Genomic DNA, 21,046 nt, shown 5'->3' with positions numbered 1-21,046 from the left:
AAATGCTTGTTGTATAGGTATAAAATAATAGCTAATGACAAAAAGCGTCAGGCAACTGTCGCTTTCTGTCATTATGATGGCAAGTAAATGTAAGGAGCGAATAAGAACTAATGGCAGTTTTTGCAGAAGATATTTTAGGAGCGGCAGAGTCCGCAGAAGTTGAAATCGAAGGTGCAGTCAAAGCTCTTGATCGAATTGTCGATAAGAATCAATGGAAGGTTATTGAAGCGTTTCAACGTCATCAGGTCAGTGATTATCATTTTGCGGGTTCAACGGGGTATGCTTACAACGACCGTGGACGCGAAGTGCTGGATCTTGTCTATGCTGACGTTTTTGGTGCGGAATCAGCTTTGGTGCGCCCTCATTTTGCTTCAGGAACACATACCATTTCAACAGCCCTCTTTGGTGTGCTGCGACCAGGAGACGAGCTTTTATACATCACAGGTCGTCCGTACGATACCTTACACAAGGTGATTGGCCAAGCAGGAGATGGGACAGGCTCACTCGCAGACTTCGGAATTACATATCGGGAAGTTGCCCTTACATCAGAGGGTAAGATTGATTGGGAAGAGGTAACTCTCTCTATCAATGAGAAAACTAAAGTAATTGGAATCCAAAGATCGCGTGGTTATGATTGGCGTGCTTCCTTCACAGTAGCCGAAATAGGTGACATGACAGCGAGAGTGAAGTCATTGAAACCGGATGTTATTGTGTTCGTTGATAATTGCTATGGTGAGTTTACTGAAGAGCTTGAGCCTCCGCAGGTTGGAGTGGATCTAGTAGCGGGTTCATTAATTAAAAATCCTGGTGGTGGAATTGCTGAGACGGGTGGATACATCTGTGGGCGCAGAGATCTAGTAGAGCTTACAGCGTACCGTCTTACAGCTCCTGGTATCGGTGGCGAGGTAGGCGCAATGTTAGGAACTACCCGCGGGTTATACCAAGGTCTGTTCATGGCTCCGCATACAGTTGGACAAGCCCTTAAAGGCAGTATTTTTGCGGCAGCTGTATTTCAGCGCTGCGGGTTTGAGACGAAACCAGCGTGGAATGAACCTCGTACAGATTTGATTCAGGCGGTTTCCTTTGATGGACCGGATCACTTGATTGCCTTCGTGCAGGGAATTCAACGTGCTGCGGCGGTAGACAGCCATGTAGTTCCAGAACCATGGGATATGCCGGGATATGAACATCCTGTCATCATGGCGGCAGGTACGTTTATACAAGGTGGTAGCTTAGAGTTATCGGCAGATGCGCCTATCCGTGCGCCTTATATTGGCTATATGCAAGGGGGATTAACCTACTCCCATGTCAAATATGGCGTTTTGATGGCACTCCAAAGTATGCGTGATCGAAAATTACTGTCAGAAAATCTTACACACCATTGACACGCTGTATTAGGAAATGTACAATGAGATCAGAAAAAGATCATTGGAAGGTTGGATGAGTCATGGGTGATGAAATCCGCAGAAATATGGCATTATTTCCTATTGGAATTGTAATGAAGTTAACTGATTTATCTGCAAGACAAATTCGTTATTATGAACAGCACAGTCTAATCGTACCTGCACGTACCTCTGGGAATCAACGTTTGTTCTCTTTTAATGATGTTGAGCGCCTATTAGAAATTAAGGCCTTGATTGAAAAGGGTGTTAACATTGCTGGCATCAAGCAAGTAATGAACCCAGTCTCGAAGGAATCCGAAGAAGCTACTGTGATTACCCCTGACACAGAGGTTAGACGTAGAGAGCTATCAGATTCGCAGCTTCACCGTTTGCTGAAGCAAGAACTAGTTTCCGGTAAAAGACCGGGACAGGTATCGCTTATTCAAGGTGAGTTATCCCGGTTTTTTAATAAATAATAATATACAGAGTTTTGAAAGGGAGAGGATCACGTGAGCTTTTCTAAAGAGGATATTTTACGCATTGCCAAGGAAGAGAATGTTCGTTTCATTCGTCTGCAATTTACAGATCTGTTAGGTACTATCAAGAATGTAGAGATTCCGGTTAGCCAATTGGAAAAAGCACTCGACAACAAAATGATGTTTGATGGTTCCTCCATCGAAGGTTATGTACGGATTGAAGAATCCGATATGTATCTCTTCCCAGACCTTGATACTTGGGTAATCTTCCCTTGGGTGACTGATAGCCGTGTTGCACGTCTGATTTGTGACGTGTATATGCCGGATGGTACTCCATTTGCTGGAGACCCACGTGGTATCCTGAAGCGTTGTCTGAAGGAAGCCGAAGAAATGGGCTTTACAGCGATGAATGTTGGACCTGAACCTGAATTCTTCTTGTTCAAAACAGACGAAAGAGGTAACCCAACTACAGAATTGAATGACCAAGGTGGTTATTTCGACTTAGCTCCTACAGACTTAGGGGAAAACTGCCGTCGTGAAATCGTATTGACCCTTGAAGAAATGGGCTTTGAAATCGAAGCTTCCCACCATGAAGTGGCTTCCGGCCAGCATGAAATTGATTTCAAATATGCTGACGCGATCACTTCTGCTGACCAAATTCAAACCTTTAAGCTCGTCGTGAAGACGGTTGCCCGTCAACATGGCTTGCATGCAACTTTTATGCCTAAACCATTGTTTGGTATTAACGGATCTGGTATGCACGCTCACCAATCCTTGTTTAATGGCAAAGAAAACATGTTCTACGATGAAAGTGACAAGCTAGGTCTGAGCAAAACTGCACGTTATTATATGGCTGGTATTTTGAAGCACGCTCGTGCTTTTGCAGCGATTACTAACCCGACAGTGAACTCTTACAAACGCCTTGTTCCTGGTTATGAAGCACCTTGTTACGTAGCTTGGTCTGCAAGTAACCGTAGCCCGATGATTCGTATCCCGGCTTCGAGAGGGCTTAGCACACGTGTTGAAGTTCGTAACCCGGACCCGGCAGCTAACCCATACCTCGCACTTGCTGTTATGTTGAAAGCAGGGCTAGACGGAATTAAGCGTAAGCTTGATCTTCCAGCTCCAATTGACCGTAATATCTATGTGATGTCTGAGGAAGAGCGTATTGAAGAAGGCATCCCAAGCTTGCCATCCGATTTGAAAGAAGCGCTAAGCGAAATGATTCGCAGCCATGTAATTACCGAAGCTCTCGGCGAACATGCGCTGGCTCACTTCTACGAGCTGAAAGAAATCGAATGGGATATCTATCGTACACAAGTTCATGAGTGGGAAAGAAACCAATACATGACGCTTTACTAGAACCTTTAAACCCTTGGCGCTCTAAGCGTTGAGGTTTTTTTTTGTGGGGGTAAGGATGATAGGAGATATTGTAGAGGTTTATGAACACCTCCGTAATGCCCCCAAAAAATGTAGTGATCATTCGAGGATGCTTCTCATATGAGCTTCAAATTTATCCATGCTGCTTTCATTTATTTTCTTTGAAATATGTGTGTATATGTTCGCTGTGATTCTCATACTACCGTGACCTAAACGTTCTAGTACATACTTCATATCGTTACCAGCCTCAAGTATAAGAACAGCATGAGTGTGACGAAAAGAATGAATCGGCATCGCCGGGAGACCAATACGTTTCAAAATTCGCGAAAAAGAATTGAATAAAGAAGATTTCGGCATGAAATTACCATCATCTCTAGAAAGAACTAAGTTTAACTTATGTTTATAGGAACCCTTCTAAGCTAATTTATTTTGGTTCTGATATTTAATGTGTTGCTTTAGATCGCTAATGATAGATTGACTAATTTTTATCGTTCGTTGCGAATTAAACGTTTTTGTATCTCCGAATAGAGTTGCTTCATCCTCAGCTGAAAAATCTAACGTCTTACAAATGTGGCAGCCGGTTTAGAATCTGAACCTCCACCGTTGTGGTAATGGTATTCTCCGTTTTCCAGTCCCCACTTTGCGCAATTTGTGCGGCAATAATGACCCCCATTTGCATCTGTGCGTCCTGGATGTGCCTCAGCAAGTACAGGCATCAATAATAAGAAAAGTGACATGAAGATTGGAACAATAATTCTTTTCATAAAAAATAAATACCCCAATGTTTGATTCTTGGAGTAGTCTATCAGAATACATTTTCACTTATCCCTTATTAAGCTAACTGGGCAGGATAGTTGAATGATTTCGCGAATAACTTAAGTCATGACGAATTTACGAAGTTCCCAAAAAGGCGTTAGCCGAAAGAAGTTCTTAGTTTAGGAGGAGTCTATATGATATTAGAAAAAGTTATAAATAGAATTGAAATACAAAGTGAATATAAGGATTTTGTTGATAAGTATATAGATAATATACTTACCGAATTCAAAGGTAAGATTCATAGCATTTATATGTGTGGCTCGATTCCAAAAGGAATTGCTAAACCTTTTAAGTCAGATGCAGACTTTACTATTGTATGTGTAAATCCCAAAGATATTGATTACGAAAGATTGTCAAATATTAAAGACAGGCTTTTGGAAGAATATCCAATAGTAACTAAGATTGATACGATAATTTGCTCGATTGACGATGTATTAAGTAAACCAAATGAGTGGGGTTTTTGGGTAAAGATAATTTGTGTTTGCATATATGGTCATGACGTTGGTGAAAAAGTACCACCGATAATTATTTCTCCAGAGTTCATTTTAGACTTAAATACAGAGACCAAGGAGGAAGTAGATCGTATACATAGTTTACTTTCTAATGCTAGTGATAACACAATGAAAATTAGATATATTAAAGGTTACTCTAAGAGATTAATTCGTGCATTATACTCTTTGGTTTTAGAAGATACAGGTGTATGGCAAGATGACATTATTAAGATGAAGAATGCCATATTAAACTATTGTGAGATTGACTCCGCTTTAGTTGATTATCTGTATGCTTGTTACTTGGATAGTAATGTACTTGTTGAAGAGTTTCTGGGAATTGCAGATGAAGTATATAGCTATTTTGAGAACGCCTTAAATACAATGGCTGCTTCCAGAACTTCCTTCGGCTAACACCATATTGACGCTCCGGGTCACTCTGAGAAGCGAGTGACCACATCCAGCCCCCTAAGCCCGTCGGGACGTCACTGCGTTAGGTGTTCGGCAAGCCTCACAACTATAAGCAGCGACTCTAATTAAAACATAAGACTATTGAGCTAACGGGAACTTTAGTTGAATAATACACATTAATGAGCAGGCGCTACGGTAGCCTGCTGTTTTCATTGAAGTAACGGGCAGATTTGCACAATAGTCACCGCAGTTTAATGCGACTTCAAAATAAAAAGGAGAGAAAAGACCCATGAATACTACACTTGGCAGATTAACAGGTCGAATCGCAATAGTAACAGGTGCAAGTCGCAGCACAGGAATCGGTGCTGCAGTGTGCAAAGAGTTGGCCTATCTAGGCGCTGATGTATTTTTTACACACTGGGTTAGTTACGATCAACAGATGCCCTGGGGTAGCAATAACGAGGAGCAAAAGCAACTTTGTGAGGAAATACGTTCCATGGGCGTTCGTTGCGAACACCTAATGATGGATCTTTCTGTACCTGAAAGCTTTATGGATTTATTAAATAACGTTGAGCAGAAGCTAGGAGAACCTTCCATTCTTGTTAACAATGCTTGTTATTCGGTTAACGATGACTTAACCACGATTACCCCAGAGTCTTTGGATGCACACTACGCAATTAATGTTAGGGCGGTAACTATGCTTAGTGTGGAATTCGCTAGACGGTTTACGCAATCGGCAGGTGGTCGAGTTATTAATATGACATCGGGCCAATCACTAGGCCCCATGGCTGGTGAAATCTCTTATGCCACAACGAAAGGGGCAATAGATGCTTTCACACGAACTTTTGCAGCAGAGGTGGGTCCGAAAGGCATCACCGTAAATGCGATAAATCCTGGACCCACAGACACCGGCTGGATGACTCCTGACCTACGACAGCAGTTATCTAAGCAATTTGTAACAGGTAGAGTAGGATTGCCTAAGGATGCAGCTCGTCTGGTTGCATTCTTAGCCACCGATGATGGGGAGTGGATTACTGGCCAAGTTTTACATTCCACGGGTGGATTCAACTAACGGAGAACGATAGCTCAATGAGACACCTAGCTAATACGATGTGAAAATCGACTCGTCAGTGATAATTCTGACGAGGCATTATAATTTGATGGGTCTTATATCAAATTCAGCCCGTTCTGATGGCAGTGATTCGAAGTCGACTTCTTCGAGGGCTTCTGGTTCAATAATTATTAGTAACGGTTCATATATGTCAATCAACGCACCTATACGTTCGCTGATACCAATAAAAGTACCAATAGCTACAATACTTCCGCACCTTCCACCAAATCCGCTATCGTGATTGTCACATATACGCACGGACTGTCCCGGCTTTAAATCTTCCCATCTCATAATTTAGGGGGTGCTCCTTGTTCTTCAAAAGTTCTCTGGGACATTCCAAAGTAAGCAGCCCTGTCATTTGAGTAATGGTTCTGTCGTTGTATCGGTAGCATCAGTGGCGTCTCCGGGAAACTATTTTCGTTTGCCGCGCGGGCGACGTTTTATGGTTCTTTTTTTCTTGTCCTTTAGCAGTAGATAAGCTGTGTAATATTGTATTGCTGCTGTTAGGAGTTGTACCATGTAGAAGAGTCATCACAGGGATAACCTAAACTGCTCTTTTGCTGCTCAAAAAATTTTGTTTTATCTGTAATCAACTCCACGAGTAAGCGTCATAATAAAACCCTGCTGACCATGATGGTAGCAGGGTTTTTGTTCATACATTAAATTTCTTCCCTCACGGAGGCAATAGATCCTATGATTCATCCACCAATGATTCCGGAGCGAAGCCAATTAGCGATGGTTATCCGATATCTACAGTTAATTTTAATGGCGATGATTCTCCCAATACGATTTTTAAGCCACTTTTAAGATAGCGATGTTCTGGATTCTATTCCCTAGATTGAAATCTTCAATTGCATTTGTAGTACCTCTTCTGATTGAAAATTGGGCTATATTTCCTGCCCACATAAACGCCCACAAAATGCTCACAAATAATAGAAGGAAGACAATGAAATCCGTAATCGTTTTCTCAGAGAACCCTTTATTTTAACGGAGTTAGGTACTATTCAGACCATTATAAAAAGGGCAAACTGTAAACCGGACTTAGGTTCACGATTGGGAAAGCAACCAATATATGACGCTTTACTAGAACCTTTAAACCCTTAACGCCTTTGGTGTTGAGTTTTTTTGTGTGTGGGGGTAAGGATAGGAGATATTGTAGAGGTTTATGGACGCCCCCGTAATGCCCCCCAAAAATGTAGTGATCATTCGAGGATACTTCTCATATGAGCTTCAAATTTCTCCATACTGCTTTCATTTATTTTCTTTGAAATATGTGTGTATGTGCGCTGTGATTCTTATGCTACCATGACCTAAACGTGTTATTCCAAAGCTTGAAAGGGGTAATAAGCTGGCTAAACGATTTTATGAATTGGACTATAAGAATGCTCTCCAACTTGGGACAAGCCATTTTCGCGACAGGTGAAACTTCTTAGCCTCTTATAATGGAGAATGCTATGACTCAGTCAAATGATTGAGTTTTTGAATTGCGAGCTCGGCAACTTTTGATAAATTTCACTCGTATGTTTCGTTATCGATAATCAATTCAAAGGCGAATCCAAAGCTTGCGTTACCTTTGAATTCGTTCTTGACTAAAATGTAAAAAAGCCAGAAGGCTTAACACCATCTAGCTTAGCTGCATAGCGAAAAGTGGATTATTAGGATGAAGGCAAAGAATATGGTTTTGAGGGAATTGTGCTGCAGACCAAAGTCCGACAGTTGGAAAGTAAACGTTCGATCATATACGAAGTATCAGAAAGAAATGCGGGGAATAATGGTGGTATGGATATAGCTGACGCATCGTTCACACACATCGTGGGCGGGACATTTGATTGGATCGAGAATGTGGATGAGTTCAACGTGTTAGGGAAGGCGCCGTCATGACACAGGTACAAGATAAGACTTACATTTGCACTCGAGAGAAGGCAGAGGGGACACGCTTAATATTATGAAAGAAAAGTTGTGTATTTCTGAAGGGCAGTCGATACAATGACTACTGATTTGCAGCTGAATTTAGTATCAATAAATTATTATACTTCGCTGCATGCTTTTGCTCATCGAGAATAATGCCATATAAAGTATCCTTATAAACGCCATACGGAAGACCGAACCATATCTTTCGATACTTTTCAACCGCTGACAATTCACCTTGAAAGGCTTTTTGCAAACCATTGTTATACGAATTAACTTGTTCAGGGACTTCGTCGCTAACTCCTGTCACTTCATGTCCTGTCAATTCTCTGTACATTTGTCGAAACATAAGATTATGCCCACGTTCATCATTCCGAATAGAAGTAATAACTTCAGCTTGTTCTTTATTCGGAGCAAGTTGAATGAGTTGGTCATAAAAAAGTTCGTCATTTCGTTCACCTTGGACTGAAGTCCTCATTAATTCAAGAGCCTCTTGAGTTGAAGTTGCCCAAATGGGGACAAATTGAGATCTGAACCAATAAGGATACACCATATACATTAGCACAACCTCCAATAATTTATAAGTATTCTATCAACAATCATATGCTCGCTAACTGATTGTATGAGTATGATCTCACTTCTTACTTTTTCTTAATTAGACCAAAGTCAATAAAGTGGACGGTAAGAAATAGATTTTCTAGTAAATTGCTCAGCAAAACGAGCAGGTGAAAGATACCTTATCGACGTTTGCGCACAATTGGTTTTCCTTATGATTTTCCAGTCGCCATCCTATGATTTCACGTGTTCACAGATTCATTACGCTAGCCAGATACAACCGACATCCCCGGCAAGGAATATATATAATGACAATGACCCAAACCCTGTTGGGTTTGAGAATCTTAAATTGTTGGTTTAAAGTGTTTGTAGCGATGGGATTATCATGCTTTTACGAGCTCCTCCGGTGTCTGCCTATTAAGATAGTAGGTGCCCGAATCGTCCGGGAACAATTTGAATTTCGAGCACAACTCCATAGCTGTAAATAAGAACGAGTCGATTGTTTGAAATTTTTCAATCCGTAGCAATAAAATTGAGAAAAGGTTTGAAGAATAAGAGGACACGTCACTCATGTGGGTAATAACTAATATAGTAATAAGGAGGTGCGTAATGAAAAAAATATTATTAACTACAGTTATTAGTATTCTTCTGTCTTCCTCAATTCTCGGTGCATGTAGTAACAATAAAACAACAGACGAGGCAAAACCTACAGCATCAAATGCAGCGACAATGCCAGTTGTTGAAGCTACAAGCACTCCTGAACCTTCTGCTACTCCTTCTATGGAGGTGCAGGAGTCCGCCAGTCCGGAGGCCACTGATCCTCTAGCATCCGATCGGCCAAAGACCAAAGCATTTGGTGAACAGGAGGGAGGGGTCTCAGGGCAAGAAGGTACACTTGAGCAAGGTGATGGATATTCCCTGTATGTTTTTCAGGATTTCACACTAGACTCACAGTCTGGTCGTTTATCATTAACTGAGGATCCAACCTATTATGCCGAAATTGAACACTTGCCTGCCGGTTACGAGCTCACCGCTCTGAAGCAACAGGGACAAGCCGAGCTTTCTGCAATTGGCAAAGCCAACGACCATAGCGGGGAACTAATTGAACATCCTCTAGGTTTTGCTGAACTATATCTGCAGGCAACCGGTGATAAAGGGATAGAAGATTATATGGTCTGGAAGAATCAGGCGGGGGAAGCTTTTCTTTTTCGGATACACAATCCTAAGGGGGATTCGTCGAAGTTTGCACCTTGGGTGATGGTTTCACTGGCAACACTTGAACTTGAAAGGAATTAAGTGTGATCAGAGCCGTAGGAGTTGTGCGGAGTAGAAGGGGTGTGCCATAACCATAATCAAAAAAATGGTTGTTGGCACACTTCTTCTTCTTTTTGGTACCTTACTTCATTCGAACGCCAATTTTCGTTTGCTGAGGTTGCAAATTTCGCGTATGAGCCTGCTATAGGATCCAGCAGACCTTATACGAAACTTTACCACACATTTGGGATACTAAAGGACTCCTTAGTCGCTATTAGCATTAAAAACACTCAATATGAGCCTCATCCTTAGGAATAACGTCACTGGAGTCCGAAACCATGCTTCAAAGGCTCAAAATTAGCAAATAGCGTCATCTGGGTCCGAAAGTCATGGCACGTAGTAGAGGGATTTAATGTTAAAATATCTTATATATAGATAACTAATTCTTTCCTGGGAAGGAGTAAGTTCATGCAAATTTTTATTTACATAGGATTGGGCTTCTTTATAATTTCAGGTATATGTGTTGGAGCCTTCACGACAGGTACACAACAAAGAGGTAACTTTTATTCGGAATCTAAGCAAGACCGTAAAGCTAAAAACAAAGTAGCGAATTGGTCCGCTTTAGGTGGTCTTATTTCATTAGCTGTAGCTGGGATTCTTTATTTGTTGTAAATGAACGCACAACATAAGGAGGAGTGTTGCAGATGGTGAAGATTTTTAATGAAAATACGGTATCTTTTACACAAAAACAGTCCCCGATCCCAGAGTTTGCTTGGCATACGAGTGAAAGATTAGCTGAAATGGTGGGCTCCAAGCATTTAGTTTTTGATATCAGATCTTTAGATCCTGATAAATATTCTTTTCCTTATCATTTTCATAGAAATGCTGAAGAGATATTTGTGATTTTAGCGGGAAAAGCGATGTTAAGAACGCCCGAGGGTTTTACGGAGGTTACTGAAGGGGATGTAATATTTTTTGAAATGGGACCGGAAGGGGCGCACCAGCTTTATAATCATTCCGATGCACCATGCAGGTATCTGGATCTCCGAACGAATCAGGGAATAGATGTTTGCGAATATCCAGACTCAGGAAAAATCAACATTTTGCCCTATCAAGAAATCTATCAAGCAGATGAACAGGCGGATTACTGTAAGGGAGAAGAGCATGTAAGGGAAAAATGGAATGGGGGAGCGTAATTGATTAAAGATCGTTGGTTTACAGTAACGGAAATTGATCCAACCACCTATGCAATCAGTGAATATGGACATTGGGAAAAGGTGCATTCTTTTTTACTCTTGGGGCAAAAACAAGCCGCGTTAATTGATACGGGATTAGGTATTGATAATATAAAAAGAATAACGGATCAGTTAACGGATTTACCTATCGCTGTCATAACTACGCATGTGCATGCAGATCATATTGGCAGTCATGGGCAATTCGAGACAATCTATGTTCATAAAGCGGATGAGGATTGGCTGATTAACGGAATAAAAGGCTTGTCCCTTGCCCAGATTCGAAAAGATATGAGCCGGGACATCACCCTTCCTGTTCCTGAAACCTTTGATCCTAACACCTACATACCTTTTCAAGGGAAACCAACAGCTCTTTTACAAGAAGGGGATGTGCTCGACATAGGTGGGCGCAAAATAGAAATTTACCATACACCAGGTCATTCGCCAGGTCATATCAGCCTTTTTGATCATGCCAACGGATATCTGTTTACAGGTGATTTATTGTATGACGTTACGCCAATCTATGCCTTTTACCCTTCGACTAGTCCGGTTGATTTAGTGGCATCCTTAGAAAAGATTACGGAAATTCCAGGAGTTACCCAAGTATTCGGTTCTCATAATACACTGGGTTTAGATCCATCTATTTTACAAGAGGTCGAAAAGGCGGTTCGTGAGTTACGTGAGCAAAAGGTAGTAGCACATGGTACGGGCATTCACCAGTTTGATGGGTTTAGTGTGCAATTTTAGATTTTTCTATGTCGAAAACAAATGAGGGTATGGCGATATGGTGTCTACATCAAAGGCTTTTGCGAAAAATAATTCACACATCTTATTGCGCAAAAAACAACTTAATTATTCAGATACGATTGACCTGAACAGTGCATGCAATTGTTGTACTTGGGAGTAAGCTTCCTTGTACTGGTTGTCGGATTGTTGAATAGGCAATAAACCCGGCAAGAAGGAGATACAATACACAGGCGTTTCTTTGCTGTTCATATATATTTTAAGCGTAAGCTCTTCAATCACATTAGCTTCTTCATCGGTGTCCTTAAGGACATTAATATCTGCACTTGTTGCAGTAGTGTTGCTGTTTTGATGTCTTTTGGATACTTTTGAAAGGGTAAGTGCGTTAACCACAATCTCGGATCCCATTACATTATCAAATGAGTATAGCTTTGCTACTGCTTTTTTGTTACTCTTCGGATTTTTGGTGCCAATTGCTAATTTTTTATTAGGCTCGTTAAGTGCGATCAAGTGAGATTGATTGGGGGGAATGAATGTTTTGGTGAAGCTGATGTTAAAAGATGAGGTCGCATTAACTAGCTTAGAAATTTCAGATGAAGCAGATAGCGTTTTCAATTTTATAATGGCGGCACTTAGAATTAAAACAACTCCTAAAATAGCAAATAAGTACATCAGGATAATCAGCATATAATCACACCTCCTAGTTATCTCATTAGACTCAAATTGTTGCTTATTGAAAGATATGCCTGAATGATCCCCACTAGTATCTTTTAAAAGGGAAATTCGTGGAATTATAGGATCGGCTTCACGATTAACCCAAAAAAAGCACCCAGAGAAACCTTCCGATTCTGCAAATGATGCAAAATTGGGGGTTGCTGCAAGAGTGCTTTTTAAGGTGATTATGTAAACCTATAGAAAATTGAAGGCAGTGATATGATCGGTATAAACAATCAGCTGTTTGTATTCGATCGGAGTCCCATAACTAGCATAAGGTCTTACAGTAACGTCATTGAGGACAACAAAGTTATAGCTGAAATTTTTATCAGGGTGTTCTGCTCCCAAATAAGATATGTATTCGTCTACAATTACATCATCCATCAAAGATTTTAAATCAAATACATCCTCTTTGTTGGAGACGGTTGGAGAGACGATTCCCTGAATGCTGCCAAAAGAGGTGAGCAAATTCACTTTTTTTCCACTAGCTTGTTCATCATTTAAAAGTAAACCGGACAGCTTACCCAGTGCATCGACTTTAAAATCGACGAGGGTTCTAATTTTTGAATTATTCAAACTAAACACATCCTTTTCAATTTGCAATCCTGTTAACAATATTCGACATATAATCACCAAACTCCTAGTATGCTAATGAAAAAATACTTACTTATGTAATGACCCCCATTTTTTAATGTGATTTGGGGGTTGCCGAGCCTCCATTCGAATTTAATTTCTTATCGTTACTCGTGTGCCTATAGGGACAATAGCAGCGAGTGCTAACACATCCTCGTTGTACATCCGGATGCAGCCGTGGGACACCTCTTTCCCAATGGAGGAAGGGTCATTGTTTCCATGAATTCCGTAGTGTGGTTTAGACAGTCCCATCCAAAAAACACCGAAGGGACCCCCTGGGTCGGGTTGTTTGTTAATAATAGTGAATTCACCCACTGGGGATTGGGTTAACATCTTACCGATGCCGACAGGGAAACCTCTAATCACAATATCATTGTCCAGAAGATATAACATTCGTTGGGTCAGATCTACAATAATTCGGTAGTTGGGCATTATACGCAACACTCCTTTCTAATTAGGATATGAGCAGAACGCCTAAAGGGTTATTCATAGAAGATGGCCATTTTAGCCATTGGGAACAAATGTTCGTAAGTGGTTGGAAAAGCAAAAAAACGTAGAAAAAAGGCTGTTCCGCATATGCGGAACAGCCTTTTATGTTAGAAGTGCATACTTAGTGGATATCTCGAAACAATCCGATGACTCTTCCGAGAATAGTTACGCGATTAAGGCGAAGCGGCTCATAAGCTGGATTCTCCGGCTGAAGCCGTATATGATCACGTTCCTTGTAAAAGGTCTTAACGGTTGCTTCATCTTCTTCGGTCATGGCTACAACGATATCTCCGTTGTCCGCTGTTTGTTGTTGGCGAACAATCACATAGTCACCATTCATAATGCCTGCGTCCACCATACTATCACCCATGACAGACAGCATAAATACTTTGTTGTCACCTACATAGTGAGTAGGAAGTGGGAAGTAGTCTTCGATATTCTCTGTAGCAGTGATAGGTACCCCGGCGGTAACTTTACCTACAACAGGAATCCGTGAGATGGTCTGCGCGAATTGGTGAACATTCTCTGAATCCTCTTGGCCTAGTAATTCTATTGCACGTGGCTTCGTTGGATCTCGACGAATAAGTCCCTTCTTCTCAAGCCGGTCCAAATGACCGTGAACTGTGGAGCTGGAAGCAAGGCCAACAGCTTCTCCAATTTCCCGGACGGAAGGTGGATAACCCTTGCTGCGGACTTCGCTTCGTATAAATTCCAGGATCGCCAGCTGGCGACTTGAAATCTTTGACATTGGAATCAACCCCATATAGTAATGTTTGGGAAAATTATAACATAGAACTACCGTTCGCACAAACATAAGTTCTAACTATTATAAATATTAATCTGCTAGAGTTAAAAAATGGTAGACAAATGATAATAAAATGAACCGCTTGAGTCTCTCGAAAAAAAGAGAACAATTGTTCTGAAATAGTATTGAACAAAACACATGTTCGTGTTATTATAAATTCGAAAGTAAGAACAAGTGTTTGGAGGATGATGATTATGCTAAAATACAGTACATACCGCAGCATCTACGACAAGGCCCCTGTGGTTGAATCTATAGGACATAATGACGTTGCCCGTAATTCCGCTAAGGTGAAAGAGATAACGGAACGTTTGCTTGGAGGGATGATTTCGTTGTTCCGTCAAGATTTCTTTATTAAGTTAATATTGATTTTCGTGCTAGTATTATCTGGCCTAACAGTAGTGGGAAATGTGTTTGCAGGATCGACGACTATAATGAAGGAAGAGAAGCGGATTGTGGTTGAACGTGGAGATACACTATGGAGTATTGCTCTTAAGAATAAACCAGCTGATATGAAGACAGTTGTTTATATAGAAGGAATTAAACGTTCAAGTGGGATTAAGAGTAGTCAAATTAACGCTGGAGACATACTTACTTTACCTATTTATTAATTTTCTGAGAACATAATAGAATGACCAGTAGAGCTTGCAGGGAGTAGACCTTGACAAGCTCTTTTTCTCATGGCAGAGTTAGAATTAATTTATAGGGGGAGGGAAAGTATTGAATATTGATGAGTTGGTCGCGCGAATTAACGAATTGGCACGCAAACAGAAGAGCGTAGGCCTTAATCAAGAGGAAGTGGCGGAACGCGCCAAGCTTCGTGAAATTTACCTGGGGAATATCCGCAATAACTTCCGAGCACAATTAAATACTATTGAAGTAGTAGATAACGATGAGCATGAACAAGGTAACAAGGGGCTTAAACATTAGCTCGCTGTTCCTTTTCATAGATATTTCAGGATGACTAGGGGGAACGCACATGGCCCGTTCTTGGGAAAGAATGGTTCAACGCAACACACAGCAAATCAACAAGCAAAGAAAGAAACAAGGCAAGGATACGATTTATGCCTCTAAATCTCCTACCCAGAATGCCGAAGTCTTTAAAGGTCGCAACATTGCATTTCCGGTAGTGTTAGTGATACTTGGCACTATGTTTTGGGTAGTTGGTTCTATTGATCAGGCCAAAGGCAATGGCATGCTGGCTAATTGGCTGGGAGTAGTACTGTACTATTTGCTGGCAGCGCTATTGTTCTTCCGTCGTCCGTACTTGAAGGTGGAAAAAGCAAGACTGTCCACTATTAAATTCAATCGCGAACGCGGACTTCCAGCTGCAGATATTGAGAAAATCACCCTTTCGCGTGGAGCTGTAGTCATTAAGCACAAAGGGAAACGTACGAAATGGATTTTCACAAAACTTATGAATCGCTATGATACTAATGCGATGAGTACACGATTAGAAGCATTTGCTAAAGCTCACAACATTGAAGTAGTTCACGAATAGAACTAGACCAGTTAAAGGGAGAGGGAGACCTGTAATGCCAATTTCTGCTGTACTATTTGACCTTGATGATACATTGCTGTGGGATGATCGGAGCGTCGAAGAAGCATTTCGTTTTGCTTGTGAAGCCGCCGGGGATACGATAGATCCACAAGAACTAGAAGTTGCAGTTCGTAAGGAAGCAAGTAGCTTGTATGAATCTTATGAGACGTTCCCATTTACAAAGATGATCGGAATTAATCCATATGAAGCACTCTGGGCTAACTTTACGGCAGGTGAACAGCCAGAATTCCGTCAATTGGAGCAGCTTGCACCGGTATATCGTAAAGAGTCTTGGCGTCGCGGACTTGCAGCGTTAGGGGTGGAAGACGAAGCACTAGCTGAGACCTTGGCAACTAAATTCGCAGCAGAGCGCAGAAAACGTCCATACATCTATGAAGAAACAATGCATGTACTGGAACAGTTACGGGGTCAAGTGAAGCTTTTGCTACTTACGAACGGCTGTCCTGCACTGCAACAAGAGAAACTAGATGGTGTGCCCGAGTTAATTCCTTTCTTTGATCATATTGTGATTTCCGGAAGCTTTGGTAAAGGCAAACCGGATAAGGAAATTTTCCTGCATGCTTTAGAGCTTCTTGATGTAACGCCTGAGCAAGCAGTTATGGTCGGCGATAAGCTTACAACGGATATCCGTGGGGGGCTGGCAGCAGGGTTGACCACGGTCTGGATTAATAGAAAAGGTAGAGCACCTAGTCTTGATATTCATCCGGATCATGAAATCAATCACCTTGAGGAACTTCTTCCACTAGTTCAATCCTTGTAAGATATACAGAGCTATTAGCTCCAACATAAAGACTTTATAAAAGCAGCGAGTTTCTGAGATCCTAAGAAACTCGCTGCTTTTCTGTACATACATACTAACATAAGGATTTCATTAGATTTTTAAGTAAATGATTTAAGTCACAAGACTAATGCGGAATTGACGCAAAATACTGAAAAACCAATAATAATGTGTATAATAGATGGAGATGTATAACATGAATTGGTAGATTTTTATTATTCGATAATGATTGGGAGGGCTCCGAATGATGAGATCGAAGAAATTAGTCGCTGTATTATTAGGTGCAACACTTCTAGTACTAGGTGGATGTTCTTCAAATGGAACCAAGCATTCAGAAATACATAACATGAATATGAACATGTCTATGGAACCTATCAAAGTCGAACTACAATGGAGTCCTGAAGAAGTTGTTGTAAATCAAAAGGTAACCTTTGAAGCTGTGGTGACCCAAGATAACGAGGCAGTAGATGATGCAAAAGAGGTTCTGTTCGAAATTGTGAATAAAAATGATGAGGGACAGAAAATAGAGCTTAAGGGAAAGCTAATTGGTAAAGGAGTCTATCAAGCAGAAGGGACCCTTGAAAAGGAAGGACAATATAATGTCACTTCACATGTGACAGCCCGGACACAGCACTCTATGCCTAGCAAAGAGCTGTCTGTGAAACCATGATTCAAAGGTTCGCAACGCTTACTGAGCAATAACAGATAAAGCAGAGTGGAAAGGAAGGCTTTTCGAAATTCCTTTATTCTGCTAAACTTACTCTAATGTTTTACTGGGGGGACTATTAGTTGGCTAAATATACACTTGAGGAAAGCTTACAACAAAGGATTTTGATCCTTGATGGCGCAATGGGCACGATGATCCAACAGGTGCCTCTTACTGGAGAAGATTTTGGAGGCGATGAGCTGGACGGCTGTAATGAAATGCTGGTATTAACACGTCCAGAAGTCATTCAGACGATTCATGAGCAGTACCTCGAAGCAGGGGCTGATCTCATTGAGACTAACACATTTGGTGCAACCTCTGTTGTGCTAGCTGAATATGATATTCCTCAGCGGGCACGTGAGATCAATCTAGCGGCAGCAGAGTTGGCTCGCAGAGCAGTAGACAAATATGACACACCTGACCGTCCGCGATACGTCGTGGGGGCTATGGGTCCAACAACAAAAACGCTCTCAGTAACTGGAGGCGTTACTTTCCAAGAGTTAGTTGATAGCTATGAGGAACAAGCAGTGGCATTGATCGACGGTAAAGTAGATGTTTTGCTGCTGGAGACCTCTCAAGATACACTTAACGTTAAAGCTGGAAGTATTGGTATTCGTAATGCTTTTGAAAAGACTGGCATCACATTGCCGGTTATGATTTCAGGAACAATTGAACCAATGGGTACTACATTGGCGGGTCAGAATATTGAAGCATTTTATATCTCATTAGAACATCTGAAGCCTATCTCTATGGGCCTCAACTGTGCGACTGGTCCTGAGTTCATGCGGGATCACATTCGTTCGCTTTCGGAGATCTCCTCCGCAGCCGTGAGCTGTTATCCAAACGCAGGATTGCCGGATGAGAACGGACATTATCATGAATCTCCAGATTCTTTAGCTCGCAAGATTGCAGCCTTTGCCGAAAAAGGCTGGCTGAACATTGCGGGGGGTTGCTGTGGAACGACCCCAGAGCATATCCGTGCGATGAAGGAAGCACTTTCTGAATATCCTCCACGCCCGCTGACAGGTAATCATCCACCTGCACTTTCAGGCATTGAGCCTATCTATATTGAGAACGACAACCGCCCATACATGGTTGGTGAACGTACGAATGTACTTGGCTCTCGTAAATTTAAACGTCTTATCGTCGAAGGTAAATATGAGGAAGCCTCAGAAATTGCCCGTGCTCAGGTGAAGAGTGGGGCACAGGTTATTGACGTGTGTGTACAAGACCCTGACCGTGATGAGATTGAAGATATTAAGCTTTTCTTAGAACTGGTTGTGAAAAAGGTTAAAGTACCCCTGATGATCGATACTACCGATCCTAAGGTTATCGATTTGGCTTTGCAGTACTGTCAAGGTAAGGCGATAATTAACTCCATTAACCTTGAAGATGGTGAAGAAAAATTCGAGCTGGTGACGCCGATCATTCATAAATATGGTGCAGCTATTGTTGTGGGTACCATCGATGAGACGGGACAAGCCATTAAGGCGACAGATAAACTGGAAGTGGCTAAACGCTCCTATGACTTGCTAGTGAATAAGTACGGTTTAGCAGGAGAAGATCTTATTTTTGACACATTGGTGTTCCCTGTAGGAACCGGAGATGAACAATATATCGGTTCAGCAAAAGAAACGATTGACGGCATTCGTTTGATCAAGGAAGCACTTCCAGGTGTTCATACGATCTTGGGCATCAGCAACGTCTCCTTTGGATTGCCGGAAGCGGGACGTGAAGTGTTGAACTCAGTATTCCTTTATGAATGTACAAAAGCTGGGTTGGATTATGCGATCGTAAATACAGAGAAAGTGGAGCGGTATGCTTCCATTCCTGCCGAAGAACGTCATCTTGCTGAGGAACTGATTTATAATACGAATGATGAGACGCTTTCTGCTTTTGTAGCTGCTTTCCGTGGTAAAAAAGTAGAGAAAAAAGAGAAGATTTCCAACCTGTCACTTGAAGAGCGTTTAGCCTCCTATGTGGTTGAAGGTACGAAGGAAGGACTCATTCCTGACCTTAATGAAGCATTGACTAAATCTGGTCCGCTGGAGATCATCAATGGACCGCTGATGGCAGGGATGTCGGAAGTCGGCCGGTTATTTAATAATAATGAATTGATTGTTGCTGAGGTGCTGCAAAGCGCTGAGGTGATGAAGGCATCTGTCAATCATCTAGAGCAGTTTATGCAGAAGGATGAGACAGCGGTTAAAGGGAAAATTATGCTGGCAACCGTAAAAGGGGACGTGCATGATATTGGTAAGAATCTAGTGGAGATCATCCTCTCTAATAATGGTTATCAGATCATTAATTTGGGTATAAAAGTACCACCAGAGACCATTATCGAAGCCTTCCGTCGAGAAAAAGCTGATGCGATAGGATTGTCCGGGCTGCTTGTGAAATCTGCTCAGCAGATGGTCCTCACCGCTCAGGATTTACGTACAGCAGGGATCGATGTTCCGATTATGGTTGGCGGCGCAGCTTTGACCCGTAAATTTACGAAGACCCGTATTCGTCCAGAATATGACGGTCTAGTATTGTATGCTAAGGACGCTATGGACGGGCTGGATATTGCCAATCGGCTTATGAACCCTGAAGAACGGGAGAAGATTGCCGAGGAAATTCGTGTGGAGGCAGAAGCAGCGGTTGCGGTGGCGCCTAAGCAAGAACTGCCGAAACTAACCAGAGCAGTGCGTTCCAAAATATCTCCAGATGCACCTGTATTTGTTCCACCGGATTTAGAACGCCACGTACTGCGTAACTATCCATTGGGGCATATTATCCCCTATGTGAATATGCAAATGCTGCTGGGTCATCATTTGGGGTTACGGGGTTCTGTAGAAGCCCAATTAGCTGCTGGAGATCAGCGGACTGTTGAACTGAAGGGTACCGTAGACGATATTCTCCATCAAGCAATGCTAGAGGGTACCATTACTCCACATGCTATGTATCAATTCTTCCCTGCACAATCGCAAGGGAATGATATTATAGTGTATAATCCACAGAATACGTCCGAGATCCTGCATACCTTTACTTTCCCGAGACAAGGGGTAGAGCCTCATCTGTGCTTGGCGGACTTTTTGAAACCTGTTGACAGTGGTATTATGGACTATGTTGGATTCCTAGTTGTAACAGCAGGTCACGGTGTACGTGAATTGTCTACTCAGCTGAAAGAAAGCGGAGATTATCTGCGTTCACACGCCTTGCAGTCGGTTGCACTTGAAGTGGCAGAAGGACTGGCGGAACGCGTCCATCATATGATGCGCGATACTTGGGGTTTCCCGGATCCGGCGGATATGACGATGAAGCAAAGACATGGGGCAAGATACCAAGGAATCCGTGTTTCATTTGGTTATCCTGCATGCCCGGATTTAGAAGATCAAGGTCCACTGTTTAAGTTGTTATCTCCGGAGGATATCGGTGTTCACCTTACAGAAGGCTTTATGATGGAGCCCGAAGCTTCCGTTTCGGCTATGGTATTTGCCCATCCAGAAGCGCAGTATTTTAATGTAGAGAAGCTGTAATTCTTTCATTTATATACCTGGTCTGTAGGGGATTGTATCCCTTTCAGCGGAACCTCCCGTAACTGGGGGGTTTTTTGCTGGAAGA

The 21,046-nt window shown here is 41.9% G+C and carries 22 protein-coding genes and 2 pseudogenes; 16 read left to right on the top strand and 8 right to left on the bottom strand.

Annotated elements, in window-relative coordinates; genetic code table 11:
- Positions 1-110 precede the first annotated feature (110 nt).
- From MHB56_RS01515 to glnA, 3 genes are all read left to right on the top strand, one after another.
- Positions 111-1,385, top strand: a complete 1,275-nt coding sequence (locus tag MHB56_RS01515) for a methionine gamma-lyase family protein (protein ID WP_076184443.1) — start codon at positions 111-113, stop codon at positions 1,383-1,385.
- Positions 1,386-1,447: 62 nt separating this feature from the next.
- Entirely contained in the window at positions 1,448-1,858 is a 411-nt protein-coding gene (locus tag MHB56_RS01510; protein ID WP_019910684.1) for a MerR family transcriptional regulator, read from the top strand.
- Between the two features lie 33 nt (positions 1,859-1,891).
- Entirely contained in the window at positions 1,892-3,220 is a 1,329-nt protein-coding gene (gene glnA, locus MHB56_RS01505) for a type I glutamate--ammonia ligase (protein WP_036687730.1), read from the top strand.
- Between the two features lie 117 nt (positions 3,221-3,337).
- On the opposite strand, the pseudogene MHB56_RS01500 reads toward glnA, so the two are convergent.
- Positions 3,338-3,613: pseudogene (locus tag MHB56_RS01500) on the bottom strand (tyrosine-type recombinase/integrase); the annotation flags it as partial.
- Between the two features lie 209 nt (positions 3,614-3,822).
- A pseudogene (locus tag MHB56_RS01495) lies at positions 3,823-4,002 on the bottom strand (YHYH domain-containing protein); the annotation flags it as partial.
- Positions 4,003-4,188: 186 nt separating this feature from the next.
- Here MHB56_RS01495 and MHB56_RS01490 point away from each other — a divergent pair.
- Together MHB56_RS01490 and MHB56_RS01485 are read left to right on the top strand one after the other, a co-directional pair.
- A complete protein-coding gene (locus MHB56_RS01490) occupies positions 4,189-4,956 on the top strand; it encodes a nucleotidyltransferase (protein WP_341143177.1) in 768 nt (255 codons plus the stop codon).
- A gap of 286 nt (positions 4,957-5,242) precedes the next feature.
- Complete coding sequence (locus MHB56_RS01485; RefSeq protein WP_076281706.1) at positions 5,243-6,025, top strand: SDR family oxidoreductase; 783 nt, start codon at positions 5,243-5,245, stop codon at positions 6,023-6,025.
- Between the two features lie 78 nt (positions 6,026-6,103).
- Here the strand turns inward: MHB56_RS01485 and MHB56_RS01480 are convergent, their stop codons facing one another.
- Positions 6,104-6,355, bottom strand: coding sequence for a hypothetical protein (locus MHB56_RS01480; RefSeq protein ID WP_341143176.1), 252 nt, complete (start codon positions 6,353-6,355; stop codon positions 6,104-6,106).
- A gap of 1,401 nt (positions 6,356-7,756) precedes the next feature.
- Here MHB56_RS01480 and MHB56_RS01475 point away from each other — a divergent pair.
- Complete coding sequence (locus tag MHB56_RS01475) at positions 7,757-7,945, top strand: hypothetical protein (RefSeq protein ID WP_341143175.1); 189 nt, start codon at positions 7,757-7,759, stop codon at positions 7,943-7,945.
- A 109-nt stretch (positions 7,946-8,054) separates the two neighbouring features.
- On the opposite strand, the gene MHB56_RS01470 is transcribed toward MHB56_RS01475, so the two are convergent.
- Positions 8,055-8,531 carry a ferritin-like domain-containing protein gene (locus MHB56_RS01470; RefSeq protein ID WP_076220480.1) on the bottom strand — a complete coding sequence of 159 codons (477 nt, stop codon included), beginning with the start codon at positions 8,529-8,531 and terminating at the stop codon, positions 8,055-8,057.
- Between the two features lie 605 nt (positions 8,532-9,136).
- Between MHB56_RS01470 and MHB56_RS01465 the strand changes: the two genes are divergently transcribed.
- From MHB56_RS01465 to MHB56_RS01450, 4 genes are all read left to right on the top strand, one after another.
- Positions 9,137-9,823 carry a hypothetical protein gene (locus MHB56_RS01465; protein ID WP_341143174.1) on the top strand — a complete coding sequence of 229 codons (687 nt, stop codon included), beginning with the start codon at positions 9,137-9,139 and terminating at the stop codon, positions 9,821-9,823.
- A 426-nt stretch (positions 9,824-10,249) separates the two neighbouring features.
- Positions 10,250-10,453, top strand: a complete 204-nt coding sequence (locus MHB56_RS01460) for a DUF5316 domain-containing protein (protein ID WP_076184440.1) — start codon at positions 10,250-10,252, stop codon at positions 10,451-10,453.
- 32 nt (positions 10,454-10,485) lie between these two features.
- Positions 10,486-10,977, top strand: a complete 492-nt coding sequence (locus tag MHB56_RS01455) for a cupin domain-containing protein (RefSeq protein ID WP_339168154.1) — start codon at positions 10,486-10,488, stop codon at positions 10,975-10,977.
- Positions 10,978-11,760 carry an MBL fold metallo-hydrolase gene (locus MHB56_RS01450; protein WP_341143173.1) on the top strand — a complete coding sequence of 261 codons (783 nt, stop codon included), beginning with the start codon at positions 10,978-10,980 and terminating at the stop codon, positions 11,758-11,760.
- Between the two features lie 105 nt (positions 11,761-11,865).
- Here MHB56_RS01450 and MHB56_RS01445 read toward each other — a convergent pair whose 3' ends face one another.
- From MHB56_RS01445 to lexA, 4 genes are all read right to left on the bottom strand, one after another.
- The gene (locus tag MHB56_RS01445) at positions 11,866-12,444 is read right to left on the bottom strand and encodes a hypothetical protein (protein ID WP_341143172.1); all 579 of its coding nucleotides are present in this window, start codon (positions 12,442-12,444) and stop codon (positions 11,866-11,868) included.
- A gap of 222 nt (positions 12,445-12,666) precedes the next feature.
- On the bottom strand, positions 12,667-13,047 hold the full coding sequence (locus tag MHB56_RS01440) for a hypothetical protein (protein WP_139329870.1): 381 nt from the start codon (positions 13,045-13,047) through the stop codon (positions 12,667-12,669).
- A 150-nt stretch (positions 13,048-13,197) separates the two neighbouring features.
- Complete coding sequence (locus tag MHB56_RS01435; protein ID WP_076128407.1) at positions 13,198-13,536, bottom strand: L,D-transpeptidase; 339 nt, start codon at positions 13,534-13,536, stop codon at positions 13,198-13,200.
- A gap of 178 nt (positions 13,537-13,714) precedes the next feature.
- Complete coding sequence (gene lexA / locus MHB56_RS01430) at positions 13,715-14,341, bottom strand: transcriptional repressor LexA (RefSeq protein WP_036687720.1); 627 nt, start codon at positions 14,339-14,341, stop codon at positions 13,715-13,717.
- Between the two features lie 251 nt (positions 14,342-14,592).
- On the opposite strand from lexA, the gene MHB56_RS01425 reads away from it, so the two are divergent.
- From MHB56_RS01425 to metH, 6 genes are all read left to right on the top strand, one after another.
- Positions 14,593-15,006, top strand: coding sequence for a LysM peptidoglycan-binding domain-containing protein (locus MHB56_RS01425; RefSeq protein WP_076128409.1), 414 nt, complete (start codon positions 14,593-14,595; stop codon positions 15,004-15,006).
- Between the two features lie 109 nt (positions 15,007-15,115).
- Positions 15,116-15,325 (top strand): DUF896 domain-containing protein, encoded by a 210-nt coding sequence (locus MHB56_RS01420; RefSeq protein ID WP_036687717.1) that lies wholly within the window; start codon positions 15,116-15,118, stop codon positions 15,323-15,325.
- A 49-nt stretch (positions 15,326-15,374) separates the two neighbouring features.
- Positions 15,375-15,896, top strand: a complete 522-nt coding sequence (locus MHB56_RS01415; protein ID WP_076128411.1) for a hypothetical protein — start codon at positions 15,375-15,377, stop codon at positions 15,894-15,896.
- Between the two features lie 34 nt (positions 15,897-15,930).
- The gene (locus MHB56_RS01410) at positions 15,931-16,716 is read left to right on the top strand and encodes an HAD family hydrolase (RefSeq protein ID WP_076184436.1); all 786 of its coding nucleotides are present in this window, start codon (positions 15,931-15,933) and stop codon (positions 16,714-16,716) included.
- A 262-nt stretch (positions 16,717-16,978) separates the two neighbouring features.
- Complete coding sequence (locus MHB56_RS01405; RefSeq protein ID WP_038571571.1) at positions 16,979-17,404, top strand: FixH family protein; 426 nt, start codon at positions 16,979-16,981, stop codon at positions 17,402-17,404.
- Between the two features lie 179 nt (positions 17,405-17,583).
- Positions 17,584-20,961, top strand: coding sequence for a methionine synthase (gene metH / locus MHB56_RS01400; RefSeq protein WP_370511261.1), 3,378 nt, complete (start codon positions 17,584-17,586; stop codon positions 20,959-20,961).
- The last annotated feature ends 85 nt before the right edge of the window (positions 20,962-21,046 follow it).

Origin of the sequence: Paenibacillus sp. FSL H8-0315 (genome assembly GCF_038005365.1) — a bacterium.
Classification (GTDB): domain Bacteria; phylum Bacillota; class Bacilli; order Paenibacillales; family Paenibacillaceae; genus Paenibacillus_AQ; species Paenibacillus_AQ odorifer.
Note: the sequence above shows the minus strand (reverse complement) of the source record. Positions and strands in the feature narration are given on the sequence as shown.